This window comes from Actinomycetospora succinea, assembly GCF_004363095.1.
GTDB lineage: Bacteria > Actinomycetota > Actinomycetes > Mycobacteriales > Pseudonocardiaceae > Actinomycetospora > Actinomycetospora succinea.
Genome location: NZ_SNYO01000002.1, coordinates 455,292 through 472,943 on the forward strand (window position 1 = coordinate 455,292; position 17,652 = coordinate 472,943).

16 protein-coding genes are annotated in these 17,652 nt (G+C 74.5%); 7 read left to right on the forward strand and 9 right to left on the reverse strand.

All coding sequences use genetic code 11. From position 1 onward, the window contains the following. Positions 1–79 precede the first annotated feature (79 nt). A complete protein-coding gene (locus EV188_RS08525) occupies positions 80–499 on the forward strand; it encodes a YciI family protein (RefSeq protein WP_133825814.1) in 420 nt (139 codons plus the stop codon). Beyond that, on the forward strand, positions 486–1,637 hold the full coding sequence (locus EV188_RS08530) for an RNA polymerase sigma factor (RefSeq protein WP_133825815.1): 1,152 nt from the start codon (positions 486–488) through the stop codon (positions 1,635–1,637). Before EV188_RS08525 ends, EV188_RS08530 begins: the two co-directional genes overlap by 14 nt. On the opposite strand, the gene EV188_RS08535 is transcribed toward EV188_RS08530, so the two are convergent. After that, positions 1,550–2,836, reverse strand: coding sequence for an NAD(P)-binding domain-containing protein (locus EV188_RS08535; protein ID WP_133825816.1), 1,287 nt, complete (start codon positions 2,834–2,836; stop codon positions 1,550–1,552). The two genes, EV188_RS08530 and EV188_RS08535, sit on opposite strands and share 88 nt — an antisense overlap. A gap of 238 nt (positions 2,837–3,074) precedes the next feature. Between EV188_RS08535 and EV188_RS08540 the strand changes: the two genes are divergently transcribed. Together EV188_RS08540 and EV188_RS08545 are read left to right on the forward strand one after the other, a co-directional pair. Then, a complete protein-coding gene (locus tag EV188_RS08540) occupies positions 3,075–3,656 on the forward strand; it encodes a GNAT family N-acetyltransferase (RefSeq protein ID WP_133825817.1) in 582 nt (193 codons plus the stop codon). 14 nt (positions 3,657–3,670) lie between these two features. Then, positions 3,671–4,198 carry a cysteine dioxygenase family protein gene (locus EV188_RS08545; protein ID WP_133825818.1) on the forward strand — a complete coding sequence of 176 codons (528 nt, stop codon included), beginning with the start codon at positions 3,671–3,673 and terminating at the stop codon, positions 4,196–4,198. Here EV188_RS08545 and EV188_RS08550 read toward each other — a convergent pair. From EV188_RS08550 to EV188_RS08575, 6 genes are all read right to left on the reverse strand, one after another. Beyond that, entirely contained in the window at positions 4,195–4,629 is a 435-nt protein-coding gene (locus EV188_RS08550; RefSeq protein WP_208114127.1) for a YccF domain-containing protein, read from the reverse strand. The genes EV188_RS08545 and EV188_RS08550 overlap by 4 nt on opposite strands. Before the next feature lie 44 nt (positions 4,630–4,673). Continuing rightward, positions 4,674–5,972, reverse strand: a complete 1,299-nt coding sequence (locus EV188_RS08555; protein WP_133825820.1) for an MFS transporter — start codon at positions 5,970–5,972, stop codon at positions 4,674–4,676. 64 nt (positions 5,973–6,036) lie between these two features. After that, a complete protein-coding gene (locus EV188_RS08560) occupies positions 6,037–7,065 on the reverse strand; it encodes a zinc-dependent alcohol dehydrogenase family protein (RefSeq protein WP_243741561.1) in 1,029 nt (342 codons plus the stop codon). A 10-nt stretch (positions 7,066–7,075) separates the two neighbouring features. Further along, the gene (locus EV188_RS08565; protein WP_133825822.1) at positions 7,076–8,737 is read right to left on the reverse strand and encodes an AMP-binding protein; all 1,662 of its coding nucleotides are present in this window, start codon (positions 8,735–8,737) and stop codon (positions 7,076–7,078) included. Continuing rightward, complete coding sequence (locus tag EV188_RS08570) at positions 8,734–9,546, reverse strand: alpha/beta fold hydrolase (protein ID WP_208114074.1); 813 nt, start codon at positions 9,544–9,546, stop codon at positions 8,734–8,736. The genes EV188_RS08565 and EV188_RS08570 overlap by 4 nt, the downstream gene beginning before the upstream one ends. Further along, the gene (locus EV188_RS08575) at positions 9,546–10,331 is read right to left on the reverse strand and encodes a MaoC/PaaZ C-terminal domain-containing protein (RefSeq protein ID WP_166659788.1); all 786 of its coding nucleotides are present in this window, start codon (positions 10,329–10,331) and stop codon (positions 9,546–9,548) included. Before EV188_RS08575 ends, EV188_RS08570 begins: the two co-directional genes overlap by 1 nt. A 99-nt stretch (positions 10,332–10,430) precedes the next feature. Between EV188_RS08575 and EV188_RS08580 the strand changes: the two genes are divergently transcribed. Both EV188_RS08580 and EV188_RS08585 read left to right on the forward strand, forming a co-directional pair. Further along, entirely contained in the window at positions 10,431–11,051 is a 621-nt protein-coding gene (locus tag EV188_RS08580) for a TetR/AcrR family transcriptional regulator (RefSeq protein ID WP_133825824.1), read from the forward strand. A gap of 70 nt (positions 11,052–11,121) precedes the next feature. Next, positions 11,122–12,495 (forward strand): MFS transporter, encoded by a 1,374-nt coding sequence (locus tag EV188_RS08585; protein WP_243741562.1) that lies wholly within the window; start codon positions 11,122–11,124, stop codon positions 12,493–12,495. 230 nt (positions 12,496–12,725) lie between these two features. Here the strand turns inward: EV188_RS08585 and groL are convergent, their stop codons facing one another. Further along, positions 12,726–14,357 (reverse strand): chaperonin GroEL, encoded by a 1,632-nt coding sequence (gene groL, locus EV188_RS08590; RefSeq protein ID WP_133825825.1) that lies wholly within the window; start codon positions 14,355–14,357, stop codon positions 12,726–12,728. 200 nt (positions 14,358–14,557) lie between these two features. Next, positions 14,558–16,162, reverse strand: coding sequence for a serine/threonine-protein kinase (locus EV188_RS08595; RefSeq protein ID WP_243741563.1), 1,605 nt, complete (start codon positions 16,160–16,162; stop codon positions 14,558–14,560). Positions 16,163–16,292: 130 nt separating this feature from the next. Here EV188_RS08595 and moeA point away from each other — a divergent pair, with 130 nt between their 5' ends. Beyond that, the gene (gene moeA, locus EV188_RS08600; RefSeq protein ID WP_133826315.1) at positions 16,293–17,543 is read left to right on the forward strand and encodes a molybdopterin molybdotransferase MoeA; all 1,251 of its coding nucleotides are present in this window, start codon (positions 16,293–16,295) and stop codon (positions 17,541–17,543) included. Positions 17,544–17,652: the final 109 nt, after the last annotated feature.

Here is a 17,652-nt window from a genome sequence, read left to right on the forward strand (position 1 = left end):
TCTCGGGAGACCTGTCGAGAACGCGCCGGCGGCTCCGTCCCCGGGGTGCCAGCCGCACGGACGACGGAGGAGACCGACCATGAGGTACCTGATCCTCAAGCACTACCAGGGCGGACCGGGGCACCCGGGCATGGACTACACGCCCATGGACCAGTGGAAGCCCGAGGAGGTCGACGCGCACATGCAGTACATGTCCGACTTCGCCTCCCGCCTGCAGGACACCGGGGAGTTCGTCGACAGCCAGGCGCTCTCGGCCGAGGGCGCGTTCGTGCGCTTCGACGGCGAGGGCAAGCCGCCGGTCACCGACGGGCCGTTCGCGGAGACCAAGGACCTCATCGCCGGCTGGATGATCATCGACGTGGAGTCCTGGGACCGCGCGCTCGAGCTCGCCGGCGAGCTCTCCGCCGCACCCGGGGCCGGCGGACGGCCGATCCACGAGTGGCTCGAGGTCCGGCCGTTCCTCACCGGCGCGCCGGGGAAGTTCGTTGACCACGGCTGACCTGCGGGAGCTCGTGCCCGCGGTCATCGCCGTCCTCGGCCGGCGCGGCGCGGACTTCGCGTCGGCCGAGGACGCGGTGCAGGAGGCGCTCATCCGGGCGCTCGAGACCTGGGAGGACGACCCGCCCCGCGACCCCAAGGGGTGGCTGGTGGCGGTCGCGTGGCGCAAGTTCCTCGACGCCACCCGGTCCGACACGTCCCGGCGCGGGCGCGAGGTCGCCGTCGACGCCGAGCCGCCCCCCGAACCGGGGGCGGCCACCGACGACACGCTGCGCCTCTACTTCCTCTGCGCGCACCCCACCCTGCCCTCGAGCGCCGCGGCGGCGCTGACCCTGCGCGCCGTCGGCGGCCTGACGACCCGGCAGATCGCTGCCGCCTACCTCGTCCCCGAGGCGACGATGGCCCAGCGCATCAGCCGGGCCAAGAAGAAGATCACCGGGCTGCCGCTCGACCAGCCCGGCGACCTCGCGACCGTGCTCCGCGTGCTCTACCTCGTGTTCAACGAGGGGTACGGCGGCGACAGCCCCGACCACACCGACCTCGCCGCCGAGGCCATCCGCGTCACCCGCCAGCTCGCGGCGCTCACCGACGAGCCCGAGGTCGCGGGCCTGCTCGCGCTCATGCTGCTGCACCACGCGCGGCGCGACTCCCGCACCGGCCCGCACGGGCGGCTGATCCCGCTCGCCGAGCAGGACCGCTCGCGGTGGGACACCGCCCTGATCGCCGAGGGGGTCGGGATCCTGCAGGCGGCGCTGGCCCGCGACCGGCTCGGCGAGTACCAGGCGCAGGCCGCCATCGCCGCGCTGCACGCCGACGCCCCCAGCGCCGCCGAGACCGACTGGGTCCAGATCGTCGGGTGGTACGACGAGCTGCTGGCGATCACCGACAGCCCGGTCGTGCGCCTCAACCGCGCGGTGGCGGTCGGCGAGGCCGACGGCGCCGGGGCCGGCCTCGCCGCGCTCGCCGCCGTCGGGCCCGACGTGCCCCGGCGCGCGGCCGTGGCGGCGCACCTCCACGAGCGCGCCGGCGACCTCGCGCAGGCGGCCCGCCTCTACGCCGAGGCCGCGGGCGTCGCGGCGAGCGTGCCCGAGCGCGACCACCTCACCCGCGAGGCCGCCCGGGTGCGCCAGCTGCTGTAGGACGCCGCCGCGACCTCGTCCGCCAGGTACTCGGCGTCCGCGCCCACCCCGTCGAGGAAGCTCGACGACCGGTGGTGCAGCCACTTCAGGCCCAGGAAGTACAGGCCCCCGGCGGCCGTGACGCCCCGGTGCTGCACCGGCTCGCCCGCGTCGTCGAGCACCGGCGCGTGCACCCACGAGAAGTCGCGGCGGAAGCCGGTGGCCCAGACGACGCTGGTGATGCCGCCCAGGTCCAGCTCGCGGCCGGCCTCCGCGGCCCACGGCGCCGGACGCGGCAGGCGGGCCGGCTCGGCGGGCACGTCGAGACCCGCGCGCGCGACGAACCCGTCGACCTTCGCCCGGAACCGCACGGCGTTGTCCTCGGCCTCGGCGACCATCGCGGGCAGCGTGTCGTCGAACGCCGCGACGGTGCCGCGCACCCCGACCAGCCGGCCGTGCGGCACGACGCCCTCGGCGACGAGCCGGTGCAGGTCCAGGTCCCGCGTGCCGCCGGTGAGCACCGCGTTGGGTGTGCGGGTCGCCGACGGGTCGGGCAACGACTCCCGGGTACGGGTGAGCGTGCCCATGCGGTCCATCCACCAGTAGGTGTCGTGGCCGCGGTAGCGGCGCGGCAGGCACTTGTGGCGCCCTACCGCGAGGTGCACGGTCCGTCCGGCGCGCGCGAGCTCGCCGGCGATCTGCTGGCCCGACGGGCCGGCGCCGACCACCAGCACACCGCCGGGCGGCAGCGCACCGGGGCGGCGGTAGTCGCGCGTGTGGAGCTGCACGACGTGCGGGGGCAGGTCCGCGGCGACGACCGGGACGGCGGGCACGTCGAGGTCACCGGTGGCGACGACGACGGCGGGGGCGACGAGGTCACCCCGGTCCGTGCGGACCCGCCAGCCGTCCGCGTCGGGGTCGACGGCGCGCACGGTGACGCCCTCCCGGACGTCAGCACCCGTGTGCGCGGCGTAGTCGTCGAGCATCGCGACGACCTCGCGGCCGGTCATGAACCCGTCCGGGTCGGGCCCCGTGTACGCGCCCTCGGGGAGGCGGGTCTGCCAGTTGGGGCTCAGCAGCGTGAAGGAGTCCCAGCGCTCGCGGCGCCACCGCTGCCCGACCCGTCCCCGCTCGAGCACCACGTGCCCGACGCCGCGCCGCGTCAGGCACCGGCTCATCGCGAGACCCGCCTGACCTGCGCCGATCACGATGGCGTCCATCGCCTTCTCCTCTGTTCGTCGGTGCGGACGACGCTAGGGAGACCGCCCGGCGACCGGATCGGCGTCGGCTGCCCATCCCGGGCGATTGCCCTGCCCACCTCCCGACGTGGGGACCGGCATAGGTACCGCCGGCGCGCGAGATGGGGAGCGCTCACCGACGAGGGGGGCGGGTGGTGCGGCGCACGCTCTGTGACATCGCCGGACACCGAGGCCCGGCGCCACGGAGGAAGGACCCGACATGGCCGCCCTGCACCTCGTCCCCACCGACGTCACCGGTACCGCGACCACCCCGGCGAGCGAGAAACCCCCGTTCCGCCCCCGCGGTCGTGCCCCCGTGACCCTGCGCGAGCTGGGTCCCGACGAGTTCGACGTGCTCGACGCCGTCTTCGCCGGGCTGTCGGACCACAGCCGCTACCTGCGCTTCCACGGCGCCACCCCGCGCCTGCGCGGTGCCGTTCGCCGCAAGCTCGCCGCCGTCGACGGGCGCCGGCACCTCGCCGTCGCCGCGTTCGGCCCCGACGGCGAGCCGATCGGCATCGCCCGCCTCATCTCCCTGGGTCTGCGGGACGCGGAGCTCGCCATCGAGGTCGTCGACGCGTGGCAGGGCCGGGGCGTCGGACGCCGGCTGCTCGCCGCGGTCGCCGTCCTGGGCCGCGAGCAGTGCTACTCGCGCCTCGTCGCCGACGTGCTGACCGAGAACACCGGGATGCGCGTCCTGCTCGCCTCCGTGCTGCCGATCCTCACCGTCGAGACCGACGGTTACGAGACCACCCTCACCGCCGACCTGCGCGCCGGGCACCCGGCGTTCGTCGCGGCCTGACACAGGAGTTCGCCATGACCACCGCCCTCATCACCCCGCTGGCCGCCCTGACCGCCGACCTCGACGCCGCCGTCCGCCACTCGACGCCCGGCCTCGCCCGGGTCGACGCGGTCGGCGACGCCCTGGCCCCGTTCCTCGGCGATCCACGACTGCTCTCGCCTGCCCAGTGCGTCGGCGACCCCGACCACTACCGCCAGCACCTCCTGCACGTCGCCGACGACGGCGCGTTCTCGCTGGTGGCGCTCGTGTGGCTGCCCGGCCAGACCACCCCGATCCACGACCACCTCTCGTGGTGCGTGGTCGGCGTCCACGCCGGCGAGGAGCACGAGACGCGCTACCTGCGCGTCGCCGACCGCCTCGTCGTCGACGGCGAGGACGTCGCCGGGCCGGGCACGGTCACCGGCCTGCTCCCGCCCGGCGACATCCACAAGGTCACCAACACGGCGTCGACCACGACGATCTCGCTGCACGTCTACGGCGTCGACATCCGCAAGCTCGGTTCGAGCATCCGCCGGCGCTACGACCTGCCGGTCCGGGGCTAGCGACCCGCGCCGACCGGCGGGGCGGCGCGGTGCCCGTCCACACCGAAGGCGCGCGGGTCGTCGACGTCGACGATCCGGCGCCCGAGCGGGGTGAGCGACACCGGGATCATCTTGAGGTTCGCCCAGGCGAACGGGATGCCGATGATCGTCACCGCCAGCGCGATCGCGGTGACGACGTGCCCGATCGCGAGCCACCAGCCGGCGACGACGAACCAGACGATGTTGCCCAGCGTCGAGCCCACCCCGGCGTCGGCGCGGCGCTCGATGCTGCTGCCGAAGGGCCACAGCGCGAACAGCGCGATCCGGAACGACGCGATCCCCCACGGGATCGTGACGATGAGGATGCAGCAGATGACGCCGGCGACGACGTAGCCGAGCGCCATCCACACCCCCGCCAGCACCAGCCAGATGAGGTTGAGCAGGGTCCGCAGCAGCGCCATGACACCAGAGTGCCACCACGCGCCCGGTTCGTCCCCTACACGAGCTCGCGGCCCTTCGTCTCGGGCAGCGTCAGGATGATCAGGAACGCGATCAGCGCGCCGCCCGAGACGTACCAGAAGAAGAGGTCGGGGCGCCCGGCGCCGGACAGCGCGGCGATCAGCAGGGGCGCCGTCCCGCCGAAGAGCGCGACCGTGAGGTTGTACCAGGCACCGATGCCCAGGGCCCGGAGCTCGGTCGGGAAGATCTCGCTCATGATGGCCGGGGCGATCGAGGAGAACACCGAGTACAGCCCGAGGCCCACCACGAACACGATGATCAGGTTGATCAGCGGTGGTCGTTCGGTGATGAGCAGGCTCAGCGGCACGGTGAGGAGCACGAACGCCCCGGACCACACCAGCATCTGCGGCTTGCGCCCGAACCGGTCGGCCAGCGCGCCCATCGGGTACTGGCCCGCGATGAACACGACCGTGCCGATCGAGAGCGCCAGGAACACGTCGCTGCCCGCGGCGTCGCGGAACTGCACCGCGAACGGCGTCAGGGCGCTGAAGAACGTGTAGTAGCAGAGCGTCGAGAGCAGCGTGAAGCCGAAGAGCTGCATCACCGACTTCGGGTAGTGGGTCAGCGTCTTGAGCAGCGGATTCTTCGTGGCCCGGGCGGTCTCGACGTTGGCCTCGAACTGCTCGGTCTCGGCCAGGGTGCGCCGCAGCCACAGCCCGACGAGGCCGAGGACGCCGCCGACGAGGAACGCGATCCGCCAGCCCCACGACTCGAGCTGGGGCCGGGTGAGCGTGGTGGTCAGCAGCAGGCCCAGCAGGCTCGCGGCCAGCAGCGCGACGCCGGTGGAGATGTAGAAGAAGCTGGAGTACCGCCCGCGCCGGTCCGGCGGGGCGATCTCGGCGAGGTAGGCGCTCGCGTTGGAGACCTCGCCGCCGAGGCTGAGCCCCTGCGCGATGCGGGCGAGCAGCAGCAGGATCGGCGCGAGCCACCCCACCGCCTGGTAGGTCGGCAGGATCGCGATGACCAGGGAGCCGCCGGCCATCAGCAGGATCGTCACCAGCATCGCGAAGCGGCGTCCGCGCAGGTCCGCGAGCCGCCCGAGGAACACCCCGCCGAGCGGGCGGAAGAAGAACGCCAGCGCGTAGGTGCTCGTCGTCCCGATGAGCGCGAGCGTCGGGGACGACTTGTCGAAGAACTGCGACGAGAAATAGACGGCGAACGTGGCGTAGATCGTCCAGTCGAACCACTCGACCGCGTTGCCGATGCTCGCCGCGACCAGCGTCCGCACGGGCAGACGGTGGCCCTCGGTGCTCGCCGGATCGGACACCTGACTCATCCGTACTCCTCCCGTGACCCCCTGAGCGACGGAGCGTAGGCGAGCGGGCGCTGACCGTATAGCGTCAGTCGCGCACGATTCCCACCTTGCCGCGCGCCCCGCCGTCGGCGACCTCGTAGGCGCGGGCGGCGTCGGCCAGCGCGAAGCGGTCGGTGACGACCCGCTCGGGGTGCAGGTCCCACCGTGCGAGGCGCTCCAGCAGCTCGGTCATCCGCCAGGTCGGCGCCACCCACGAGCCGTGGACGGTGAGCTGGCGGTGGATGAGGACCTCGCTGACGTCGACGGTCAGCGTCCCGCCCTCGCCGACGAGCGCGCAGCGGCCGTGCCGGCGGGTGTGGCGCAGGGCGGTCAGCTGGGCGACGCCGGCGCCGGAGCAGTCGACGGTGACCTCGGCGCCGTCGCCCAGGAGGTCGTGGAGCTCGTCGTCCCCCTCGTCGGCGGCGCCCTCGACGGCCACGTCGACCGCGCCCAGGTCACGGGCCAGCGCGCGCCGGTCCGGCGAAGGGTCGGTGCCGACGACCCACGGCGAGCCCATCGCCGACGCGAGCATCCCGGCGGCGAGCCCGACCGGGCCGAGGCCGGTGATCAGCACCTGCTCGCCGCCCTGCACCGCCACGCGGCACAGCGCCTCGTAGGCGGTCGCGAACCCGCAGGCCACGCACGCCCCGTCGAGGAACGTCAGGCTGTCGGGCAGCGGGACGAGGTCGCGCTCCTCGGCGAGCAGCAGGTCGGCGTGCCCGCCGTCGCGCTGCCAGCCGTACGCCGCGCGCCGCGGCGAGGTGCAGCTGATCTGGTAGCCGCGGTGGCACTCGTCGCACTGGCCGCAACCGCTGATGTGGTAGACGACGACGCGGTCGCCGACCCGGATCCGCTCGACCTCGGCGCCCACGGCGACGACCTGCCCGCAGGGCTCGTGCCCGCCGATGACGTCCTGGTAGGCCTCGGGGCCCTCGCCGAGGTGCTCGCGGTAGATCGCCCGCAGGTCGCTGCCGCAGATCGTCGAGGCGCGCATCTCGACCACGACCTGGCCACGCCCGGGCTCCGGGTCGGGCACGTCCCTGATGTCGACGCGACGGCCTCCCGGCAGGTACACGCCTCGCACGTCAGCCCCTCTCGGCCGCCCATCGCCGCAGCTCCGCGGCCTTGATCTTCGTGCCGTTCGTGCCCGACGTCGTGGGCATGGCGTCGACGACGTGCACCGCCGCCGGCACCTTGAAGCCCGCGAGCGTCTCGCGGCACCAGGCGACCAGATCCTCTCCCGACGGCGCCCGTCCCGCCGCGCCGACGACGAAGCCGACCGCCTTCGTGGCGCCGTCGTCGCCCTCGACACCGACGACCTTCGCGGTGCCGACGTCGGGGTGGGCGGCCAGGCGCAGCTCGATCTCGGCGGGATCGACGAGGAACCCGCGCAGGCGCAGGGCGTCGCCGCGCCGGCACACGTAGACGAACACGCCCTCGTCGACGAGCACGCCGAGGTCACCGGAGCGGAACCAGCCGTCGGCGGTCCACACGTCCGGGGCTCGATCGTCAGGGGGGCCCAGGTAGGCGTCGACGACGTTGGGGCCCCGGAACTGGATCTCGCCCTCGCGCCCGGCCTCGAGGACGGCCTCGGTGTCGGGGTCGACGACGCGGAGGGCGATGTCGGGGTGCACCACGCGCCCGCCGCCCGCCCAGCGCGCGGGCGCGGGCTCGTCGGCGGGCCAGGCGGCGGTGAGCGCGAAGACCTCGGAGGAGCCGTAGACCCCGGTCACCTGCGTCCCGGCCTCGGCGCCCAGCCACGCGGCCAGCTCGTGGCTGCGGCCCTGGAAGTCGGCGACGCCCCACCAGCGCCAGGTGGACAGGTCGCGCTTCCGTTCCGTCCACGCCTCCCGCAGCCGCAGCACCAGGTCGTCGCCGGCGCCGACGTGGGTGACGCGGTGGGTCTCGATGTGCTCGAGCACGCGGTCGGCGTCGAAGGTCGGCTCCAGCAGCACGGTCGCGCCGGCGGCGAGCCCCGCCATGACCCCGTTGAAGCCGTACACCCCGGACAGCGGCAGGGCGCCGAGCACCACGTCGCCCTCGACGATGCCGAGCACCGCGGCGTCGGCGACCGCGTGGGTCAGCACCGCGGTCCCGCTGTGCGCCGCGAGCTTCGGCAGCCCCGTCGAGCCCGAGGTCGTGAACGCGACGGCGAGCGCGGACGGGTCGGAGCGCACCGGCTCCGGGCCGTCGTCGCGGCGCGGCGTCCAGGCCCCGGCGCCGACGTCGCACGCGGCCGGGTCGGGGTCGGGCCCGTGCGGCCCGGTGACGACGGCGACCTCGGGCACGACCCCCGAGTGCTCGACGGCGGCACGCAGGCGGTCGAGCAGGTCGAGGCCGTGGAAGCCCCGGGCCAGCGCGACCAGCTTCGGGCGCGCGCGGCCGAGCACGTGCCCGGCCTCCTCGATCCCGTAGCGGGTGTTGACGCCGACGACGTGCGCGCCGCGCGCGGCGACCGCGAACTGCCACACCAGCGCGTCGCTCCAGTTCGGCATCCACACCGCGACCGCGTCGCCCGCGCCGATCCCGTGCTCGCGCAGCTCCTCGGCCAGCGCGCGCACCCGTCGCCACAGCTCCCCGCGGCTGACCGGGTGGGTCGCGCCGTCGGGGGTGGTGTCGAGGACGACCGTGGTGTCGGGGTCGCGGTGGGCCAGGCGCCCGAGCAGGTCGGGGAGGTCGACGGGCAGCTCGCCGGGGGCGGGGAAGGCGCCGACGGGGTGCGGGGTGACCGGTGCTCGCTCCGTCATGCCGTGACCGCCGTGAGCTCGGTGAGCCAGCCGTCGAGGACGGCGTCGAAGTCGGCGACCTCCTCCATCGGGTAGTGCCCGATGCCCGCGAGGACCGTGCAGCGGGCCCCCGGGACGGACGCCGCCGCCGCGCGCACCCGGGCCACGTCGAGCCAGAGGTCGTCGTCGCCGACGACGAGGTGGGCGGGACAGGTGATGCCCGGCAGCGCGTCGCGCAGGTCGTGCGTCGCCCAGCCCAGCAGGTCGGAGGTGGACACGGCCGGGTCCTCCCGTCGGTGCATGGTCGCGATCAGCTCGGCGCGCTCGCGCGGGACGTCGCGGCCGACGACCGCCAGTGTGCCGAGGTAGGTGCGGTCGGTGCGGCTCGGCGCGGCGACGTCGGAGAGCTCGCGGCGCAGCCCGCGCACCGACGGGCGCCCGCCGGTGTGGGCGTCGGCGGCCATGGCGACGACGGCGGCGAGCCGGTCCGAGGCGCGCACGGCGACGTCCAGCGCGATCTTGCCGCCGATCGAGCAGCCGACGACGGCGGGCCGCTCCAGGCCCAGCCGGTCGACCAGGGCGAGGCACCAGTCGGCGTAGGTGCCGAGGTCGGTGACGGGACCGCCCGGCGCCGGCTCGGAGCGGCCGTGGCCGGGCAGGTCGGGGACGACGACGCGGTACCCGCGGGCCGCGAGCGCCGGCGCGACGTGGCGCCACTGCACCCCGCTCTGGCCCGCGGTGTGCAGGCACAGCACCGGCGGCGCGCCCTCGTCGCCGTGCTGCTCGACGAAGGCGAGGGCGCCGCCGAGCGACAGGTAGTCGGCACGCATCAGGCGATCTCCCGGGCGGCGTCGGCGAGGCGGTGGAGCACCGAGGTCAGCCGCAGGTACTCGTAGCCGTCGCCGGTGACGGTGAAGCGCCCGGCCATCGCCAGGCGCATGAACGGGTTGTCGGGGGCCTCGACCAGCTCGAGCCACGTCGCGGCGTCGGCGCCGACGGTGAACGTCGCGCCGCGCGGGGACCGACGCGCCACCTCAATCACGCGCCCGCGGTAGACGCGGACGTGCACCTCGTCGTCCCCGCTGCGCAGGCCGAGCGTCCCGTCCCAGCTGGCGAGGTCGTCGGTGAGATCGACCTTGTCGGTCAGCGCCTCCGCCCAGCCGACCGTGCCGAAGGCGCGGCCGACGGGGTCGGGGCCGGCGCTGCGGGCGGCGATCATGGCCGCCGTCGTGCCCTCCTGGACGGTCTCGCCGCGCTCGTTGCGCAGGGCCATGGCCCGGGTGACGACGCCGCGGTCGCCGGACGACGTGCGCCGGGCCCGCACGATCGCCACCTCGAGGGTGAGCACGTCGCCGACGCGCACGGGGCGCCGGTAGGCCCAGTGGGTGTCGAGCAGGCCGAGCACGGCGTCGCCGTGGATCCCGAGCCCCTGCAGCAGCCCCATCGCCACGGCCACCCCGAACGGTCCCTGCAGGATCGCGTCCGGCGCGGCGTGCAGGGGGTGGTCGTCACCGGAGACGCGGGTGAACGCCGCGAGGTCCTCGGCGGTGACCGGGCGCGGCGGGCTGGTCCAGCTCTCCCCCACGGCGAAGTCCTCGAACCAGCGGTCGTCCACCCGAACACTCCTCCACACGAACAACTGTTCGTGTACCAATCCATCATCTGCCGCGTCGAGCCGTCAAGCAGGGCCGCACCGCCCTCTACGCTGGCGGACGTGAACGCGCGTTCGACGGTCTCGCTCGTCGGGGACACCGGCCGGGGCAACGAGGCCGCGATCCTCAACGCCGCCCTCGAGGCGTTCGGCGCGAAGGGGTTCCACGGCGCCTCGATGCGCGACGTGGCGCGCGGCGCGGGCACCAGCCTGTCGAACCTCTACAACTACTTCCCGTCGAAGTCGCGCCTGCTCGCCGAGGTGCTCCGGCACGCCAACGACGAGCTCGTGACGCGCCTGCACGTGGCCGTCGACGAGGCCGGCGACGACGCCGCCCCGCGGATGCGCGAGGCGGTGCGCGCGTACGTCCGCTTCGTGGTCGACCACCAGCTCGCCATGGTCGTGTCCACCAACGAGGTGCGCTACCTCGCCGGCGAGGACCGCGAGCGCCTGGTCGTCGACCGCGACGCGACACAGGCGGTGTTCGAGGACATCGTCGCCCAGGGTGCGGCGTCCGGGGAGTTCCGCACGCCGCACCCGGCCGACGCCGCGCGCACCGTGCTCTCGGCGCTCGCCGGGGTGGCGCAGTGGTACCGCCCGGACGGGCGCCTCTCGCGCGGCCAGCTCGCCGAGCAGCAGGCGCGCTACGCCCTCGCGCTGCTGGAGAGCCCGCTCGCGCGCTGACCTCTTGTGGCCAGCGGCGCGGCGCGCTTACGGTACGAACGATCGTTCGTGTACCGGAGAGGCCGCTGCCGTGACCCAGACTCACCCCGACGCACCGCCGCGCATGGGGAGGCTCGCGACGGCCGCCGTCTTCGCGACCACCCTGGAGTGGTTCGACTTCCTGATCTACGCCACCGCCGCGGCGCTGGTGCTCGGGCCGCAGTTCTTCCCGTCGTCGAACCCGGTGGCCGGGACGCTGGCGTCGTTCGCGACGTTCGCGGTCGGCTTCGTCGCCCGGCCCCTCGGCGGGATCATCGCCGGCCACGCGGGCGACAAGTACGGCCGCAAGCCCCCGCTGGTCGCCGCCATGCTCGTCATGGGGCTCGCGACGTTCGCGATCGGCGTGCTGCCCGGCTACGCGAGCATCGGCATCTGGGCGCCGGTGCTGCTCGTCGTCGCCCGGCTGGTGCAGGGCCTCGGCGTCGGCGCGCAGTGGGGCGGCGCGGCGCTGCTGCTCACCGAGCACGCGCCGGTCGAGCGCCGCGGGTTCTACGGCAGCCTCGTGCAGACCGGTGCGGTGCTCGGCGCGGTCGCCGGCAACCTGTTCTTCCTGATCCTCACCGCGACCCTGTCCGACGAGCAGTTCACGAGCTGGGGCTGGCGCGTCCCGTTCCTGTCCGGGCTGGTGCTCGTGCTGATCGGGCTCTACGTGCAGCTCAAGATCGAAGACACCCCGGTGTTTGCGGCGCTGAAGGAGAGCTCGGCCGCCGCGAAGCGCGAGGCGGGCCTGCGCAAGGCGCCGCTGGTGGAGGCCGTGCGGAAGTACTGGAAGGAGATCCTCCAGGCGACCGGCGCGTTCTTCGTCGTCAACGCGACCTTCTACATCCTCATCTCGGGCGTCCTCGACTACGCCACCAAGACCGTCGGGATGTCCCGGACCTCGATCCTGCTGTGCGTCATGGGCGCCGGGCTCACCCAGGTGATCACCATGCCGTTCTTCGGCGCGCTCACCGACCGCATGGGCACGCGCAAGAAGCTCTACCTCGCCGGCACCGTCGGGATGGCGATCTGGGCGTTCCCGCTGTTCTGGCTGATCGACACGGGCTCGGTGCCGCTGGTCTTCCTCGCCCTGCTCGTCGGGTTCACGATCCACGCGACGATGTACGGCCCGCAGGCCACGCTCTACGCCGAGATGTTCCCCGCCGACGTCCGCTACTCGGGCGCCTCGCTGGGCTACCAGTTCGCGTCGGTGTTCGCGGGCGGCCTCGCGCCGTTCGTCATGACCGCGCTGCTCGCCGCCACCGGGGCGTCCTGGTCGGTGTCGCTGTACATCATCGGCACCGCGGCCCTGACCTTCCTCGCCGTGATCACGATCCGCGAGCGCTTCCGCCGCGACCTCTACGAGACCTCCGAGCAGGAGGCGGCAGCTGCGAGCCGTGGTGCGGAGTCGGTCCGCGCCGGCTGAGCCCGGGGTTTGCAGCGAACGCGCCGTTCGCTGCTTCTACGCGTTCGAAGTCCCCGTTCGCGCGAGGCAGGCGCCCCGGACGAGCCCCGGGTGTTCTGAGTGAGGGGCACCTTCGCTCGGATAGATCGGCGAGGGGCGCCCCTCGCTCACCACGACGAGCACCTCGGACACGACGAAGGGCCGCCACCCCGTGGGGTGCGGCCCTTCGTGTGTGCCCAGAAGGCAGGGACTCAGAAGTCCATGCCGCCCATGCCGCCGGTCGGGTCGGCAGCAGCGCCGCCGCCCTTCTCCGGCTTGTCCGCGACCACGGCCTCCGTGGTCAGGAACAGCGCGGCGATCGACGCGGCGTTCTGCAGCGCCGAGCGGGTGACCTTGGCGGGGTCGATGATGCCCGCGGCGATCAGGTCCTTGTACTCGCCGGTGGCGGCGTCGAGGCCCTCACCGGTGTTGAGCCCACGGACCTTCTCGGCCACGACGCCGGGCTCGTGGCCGGCGTTGTGGGCGATCTGCTTCAGCGGCGCCTCGAGCGCGGTGCGCACGATGTTGGCGCCGGTGGCCTCGTCCCCGTCGAGCCCGAGGCCCGAGAAGACGTCGCCGACCGAGGCCTGCAGGAGCGCGACGCCGCCGCCGGCGACGATGCCCTCCTCGACCGCGGCCTTGGCGTTGCGGACCGCGTCCTCGATGCGGTGCTTGCGCTCCTTGAGCTCGACCTCGGTCGCGGCACCGGCGCGGATGACCGCGACGCCGCCGGCGAGCTTGGCGAGACGCTCCTGGAGCTTCTCGCGGTCGTAGTCGGAGTCGCTGCGCTCGATCTCGGAGCGGATCTGCTGCACGCGGCCCTGGATCTGGTCGGCGGCGCCGGCGCCGTCGACGATCGTGGTCTCGTCCTTGGAGACGGTGACCTTGCGGGCGCGGCCCAGCAGGCTGAGGTCGGCGGTCTCGAGCTTGAGGCCGACCTCCTCCGAGATGACCTCGCCGCCGGTGAGGATGGCCATGTCGGCCAGCATCGCCTTGCGGCGGTCACCGAAGCCGGGGGCCTTGACGGCGACCGACTTGAAGGTGCCGCGAATCTTGTTGACGACCAGGGTGGCCAGGGCCTCGCCCTCGACGTCCTCCGAGATGATCGCCAGCGGCTTGCCGGACTGCATGACCTTCTCCAGCAGCGGGAGCAGGTCCTTGACCGACGAGATCTTGGAGGACATGAGCAGGATGTAGGGCTCGTCGAGCTCGGCCTCCATCCGGTCCTGGTCGGTGACGAAGTAGGGCGAGATGTAGCCCTTGTCGAAGCGCATGCCCTCGGTGAGCTCGAGCTCGAGCCCGAAGGTCTGCGACTCCTCGACCGTGATGACGCCTTCCTTGCCGACCTTGTCCATCGCCTCGGCGATGAGCTCGCCGATCTGCGAGTCGCCGGCGGAGATCGACGCGGTGGCGGCGATCTGCTCCTTGGTCTCGACCTCCTTGGCCGACTTCAGGAGCTGCTGCGAGACGGCCTCGGTGGCCTTCTCGATGCCCTTCTTCAGCGACATCGGGTTGGCACCGGCGGCCACGTTGCGCAGACCCTCGCGGACGAGGGCCTGGGCGAGGACGGTCGCGGTGGTCGTGCCGTCACCGGCGACGTCGTCGGTCTTCTTGGCGACCTCCTTGACGAGCTCGGCGCCGATCTTCTCCCAGGCGTCCTCGAGCTCGATCTCCTTCGCGATGGAGACACCGTCGTTGGTGATCGTGGGGGCGCCCCACTTCTTCTCCAGGACGACGTTGCGGCCGCGCGGGCCGAGGGTCACCTTGACGGCGTCCGCGAGGCTGTTCATGCCCCGCTCGAGGCCGCGACGGGCCTCCTCGTCGAACGCGATCATCTTGGCCATGCGGGTGGTCCTCCGATGAGAGACACGTAACTCGGCCGGGCCCGGCGCCCGCGACGGACGACCGGCTCCGTTCCGCCGGCCTCACCGCCCCGACCTGGCACTCGACGATACCGAGTGCCAACGCCATGCTGGCACTCGGGTGGGGAGAGTGCAACTGAGCCGCGCGGGGGTGCCGGGGCCGCCGAGCAGGGGCTGTCCGGTCAGACGAGCAGCAGCACCAGGAGCACGATCACCACGAGGACGACGACCCCCGCGACGACCAGCACCACGGGCCGCGGCCCGTCCGCCGCGGCGCGCGTGAAGGAGCCGTCGCGGTCGGGCGGCAGGGGGTCGCGCAGACGCATCGGCGGCGCCACCGACGAGCGCGTGAGCGGGCCAGGGGGTGGACCACCGGGCGGGCCCTGCGCCGCGAAGGGACCCGACGGCGGGGGGCCCGATGCCGCAAAGGGGCCGGACGGCGGCCCGGGTGGCCGTGCCGGCGGTGGGCCCGCCGGCGGACCGCCGCGAGGCGGCGTGGGCGGATTCGGTCGGCCGGACGGGCCGCGCGCCGACGGGGTGTCCTGCGACCGGGCGCCCTCCGCGGGGGCTGCCCCCGAGGAGGCATCGCCCGACGCCGCGCCCTGCGAGGGGGCCGAGGCGTCGTCCGGCGCTGCCGCGCCTGCCGCCGGCGCGCCGGCCGGCGAGGCGTCTGCCGGCGAGGCGTCTGCCGGCGAGGCGTCTGACGCCGGGTCGTCCGCCGCCGGAGCCGCGGCCGTCGTGGACGAGGCGTCACGGGCGGAGGTGCCCGCCGACGCACCGGGGGCTGTGGGCGGGACGGCAGCCACGGGAGCGGCGGGAGCTGCGGGCGCGACGGGGGCCACCGGCGCCACCGGCCGCACGGGCGGCACCGCGCCGTGACGCCGGGGGCCGGGCGGCGGTCCGGCCGGCCGGCGCGGCGGCGGGCCGACGAGCGGCATCGGGCCCGGTCCGGTCAGCGCGCCCCGCGCCGCCTCGACGACCGCGCTCGCGGACTCGTGGCGCCGGGGCCGGTCGGGGTCCATGCCGCGGCGCACGACGTCGTCGATGCGCGGGTCGAGGCCGACGAGGTCGGCGATCGAGGGCACGTCGCCCGCGAGGTGGCCGTCGATGACCTCGGTGACCGACCCGAGGTACGGCGCGCGCCCGGTGAGGCAGGTGAACAGCACGCAGGTCAGCGAGTAGACGTCGGTGCGGGCGTCGACGGGCTCGCCGCGCAGGTGCTCGGGCGCGGCGTAGGTCGGGGAGCCGAGGAAGTCGCCGCCCGAGGTCCGGTGCCCCGTGGCGCCGCGGCGGGTGAGGCCGAAGTCGGCGAGGTAGACGTGCTCGCCCGCCGACTCGCGGGTCGTGACCAGCACGTTCGCCGGCTTCACGTCCAGGTGCACGAGGCCGCGGGCGTGCACGGCGTCCAGCGCGTCGGCGACCTGCCCGAGCAGGCGCAGCGTCCGCGCGACCGCCACCGGGCGGTTGTCGATCACGCTCGCGAGGTCCGGGCCGTCGACGTGGCGCATCGCGATGTAGAGGTGGCCGTCGGTCTCGTCGAAGTCGTAGAGCGGGACGACGTGGGCGTGGTCGACCGCCGAGGTGTTGCGGGCCTCGTCGGCGAAGCGCTCGCGGAACTCGCGGTCGGCGGCCAGGGCCTCGTCGATCACCTTGAGCGCGACCCGGCGTCCCAGCCGGGTGTCGGTGGCGCGGTAGAGCACGCTCATGCCGCCGCGGCCGATGACGCCGTCCACGCGGAAGTGACCGAGCCGCTGCCCGGTCAGGTCCTGCGCGCCCCGGTCCGCCACGCCGGAACCCTAACGCCGCGACCCCGCCGGTCCGGTCAGAACGGCGCGGCCCGGTGCGCGCCCCCGCGACCCGGGCGGGACGATGCGGCGCGTGACAGGACACGGGCACGACCACGGCGACCCCTCGGCGATGCGGCCGGTCGCCGAGCACGCCGCCGCCGTCGCCGCGCTGATCGGCCCGACGGCGACCGAGACCGTGACGCTCGCCGACGCCCGCGAGCGGATCCTCGCCGAGGACCTCGTCGCCCCCCACCCGCTGCCGTCGTTCGCCAACTCGGCGATGGACGGCTACGCGGTGCGCAGCGCGGACCTCGCCGACACCCCCGTCGCGCTGCCCGTCGCCGCGGACATCCCGGCCGGGCGCACCGACGGCCCGCCCCTGGCGCCCGGCACCGTCCACCGGATCATGACCGGCGCCGCGCTGCCCGACGGCGCCGACGCGGTGGTCCAGGTCGAGTGGACCGACGCCGGCACCGAGCAGGTCCGCATCGAGCGGGCCGTGGGCGCCGGGCAGAACGTGCGGGGCGCCGGCGAGGACGTCACCGCCGGCACCGTCGTCCTGCCCGCCGGCACGATCCTCGGGCCCGCGCAGATCGGGCTCGCCGCCGCGATCGGGGCGGGCACGCTGCCGGTCCGCCGCCGGCCGCGGGTCCTCGTCCTGTCCACGGGCTCGGAGCTCGTCGCGCCGGGCGAGCCGCTGCGCCACGGCCAGATCCACGAGTCGAACGGCCCGATGCTCGCGGCGGCGGTCGACGACGCGGGCGCCCGGGCCGAGCTGCTGCGCTTCGTCCCCGACGACGTCGAGCAGTTCACGCGCACCCTCGACGAGGCCCTCGCGGCGCGCGCCGACGACCCCGTCGACCTCGTCCTCACCTCGGGCGGGGTGAGCGCGGGCGCCTACGAGGTGGTCAAGGACGCCTTCTCCCGGACGCGCAGCGGAGCGGAGCCGGACCGTCGAGAGGGCCGCGGCGTCACGTTCTCCAAGGTGGCGATGCAGCCCGGGATGCCGCAGGGCGCCGGGTACCACACCGGCCCGCTCGGCGAGGTCGCGGTGGTGACACTGCCGGGCAACCCGGTGAGCTCGCTGGTCTCGTTCGAGGTGTTCGTGCGCCCCGCGCTGCGCCGCGCCATGGGGCACCCGCAGCCCGGTCGCGCGCGGGTGCGGGCGCGCCTCGCCGAGGGGCTGGACTCCCCGGCGGGCCGCGCGCAGTTCCGACGGGGGCGGATCGACGCCGTCGCGGGCACCGTCGCGCCCGTCGGCGCGGCGGGGTCGCACCTGCTCGCCGCGCTGGCCCGGGCCGACTGCCTGTTCCTCGTGGACGCGCAGGTCACGCGCGTGGAGGCGGGCGAGAGCGTCGAGGTCTGGCTCCTGGACGGGTGATCTCCGCGTGCCTCGATGGAGCCACGTCGAGGCCCGGTCGAGCGTCCCGTCGAGGGGTCCTGTTGGACCGTTGGGGCGACTCGGACTTCCGCAGTCGCGCGACATCGGG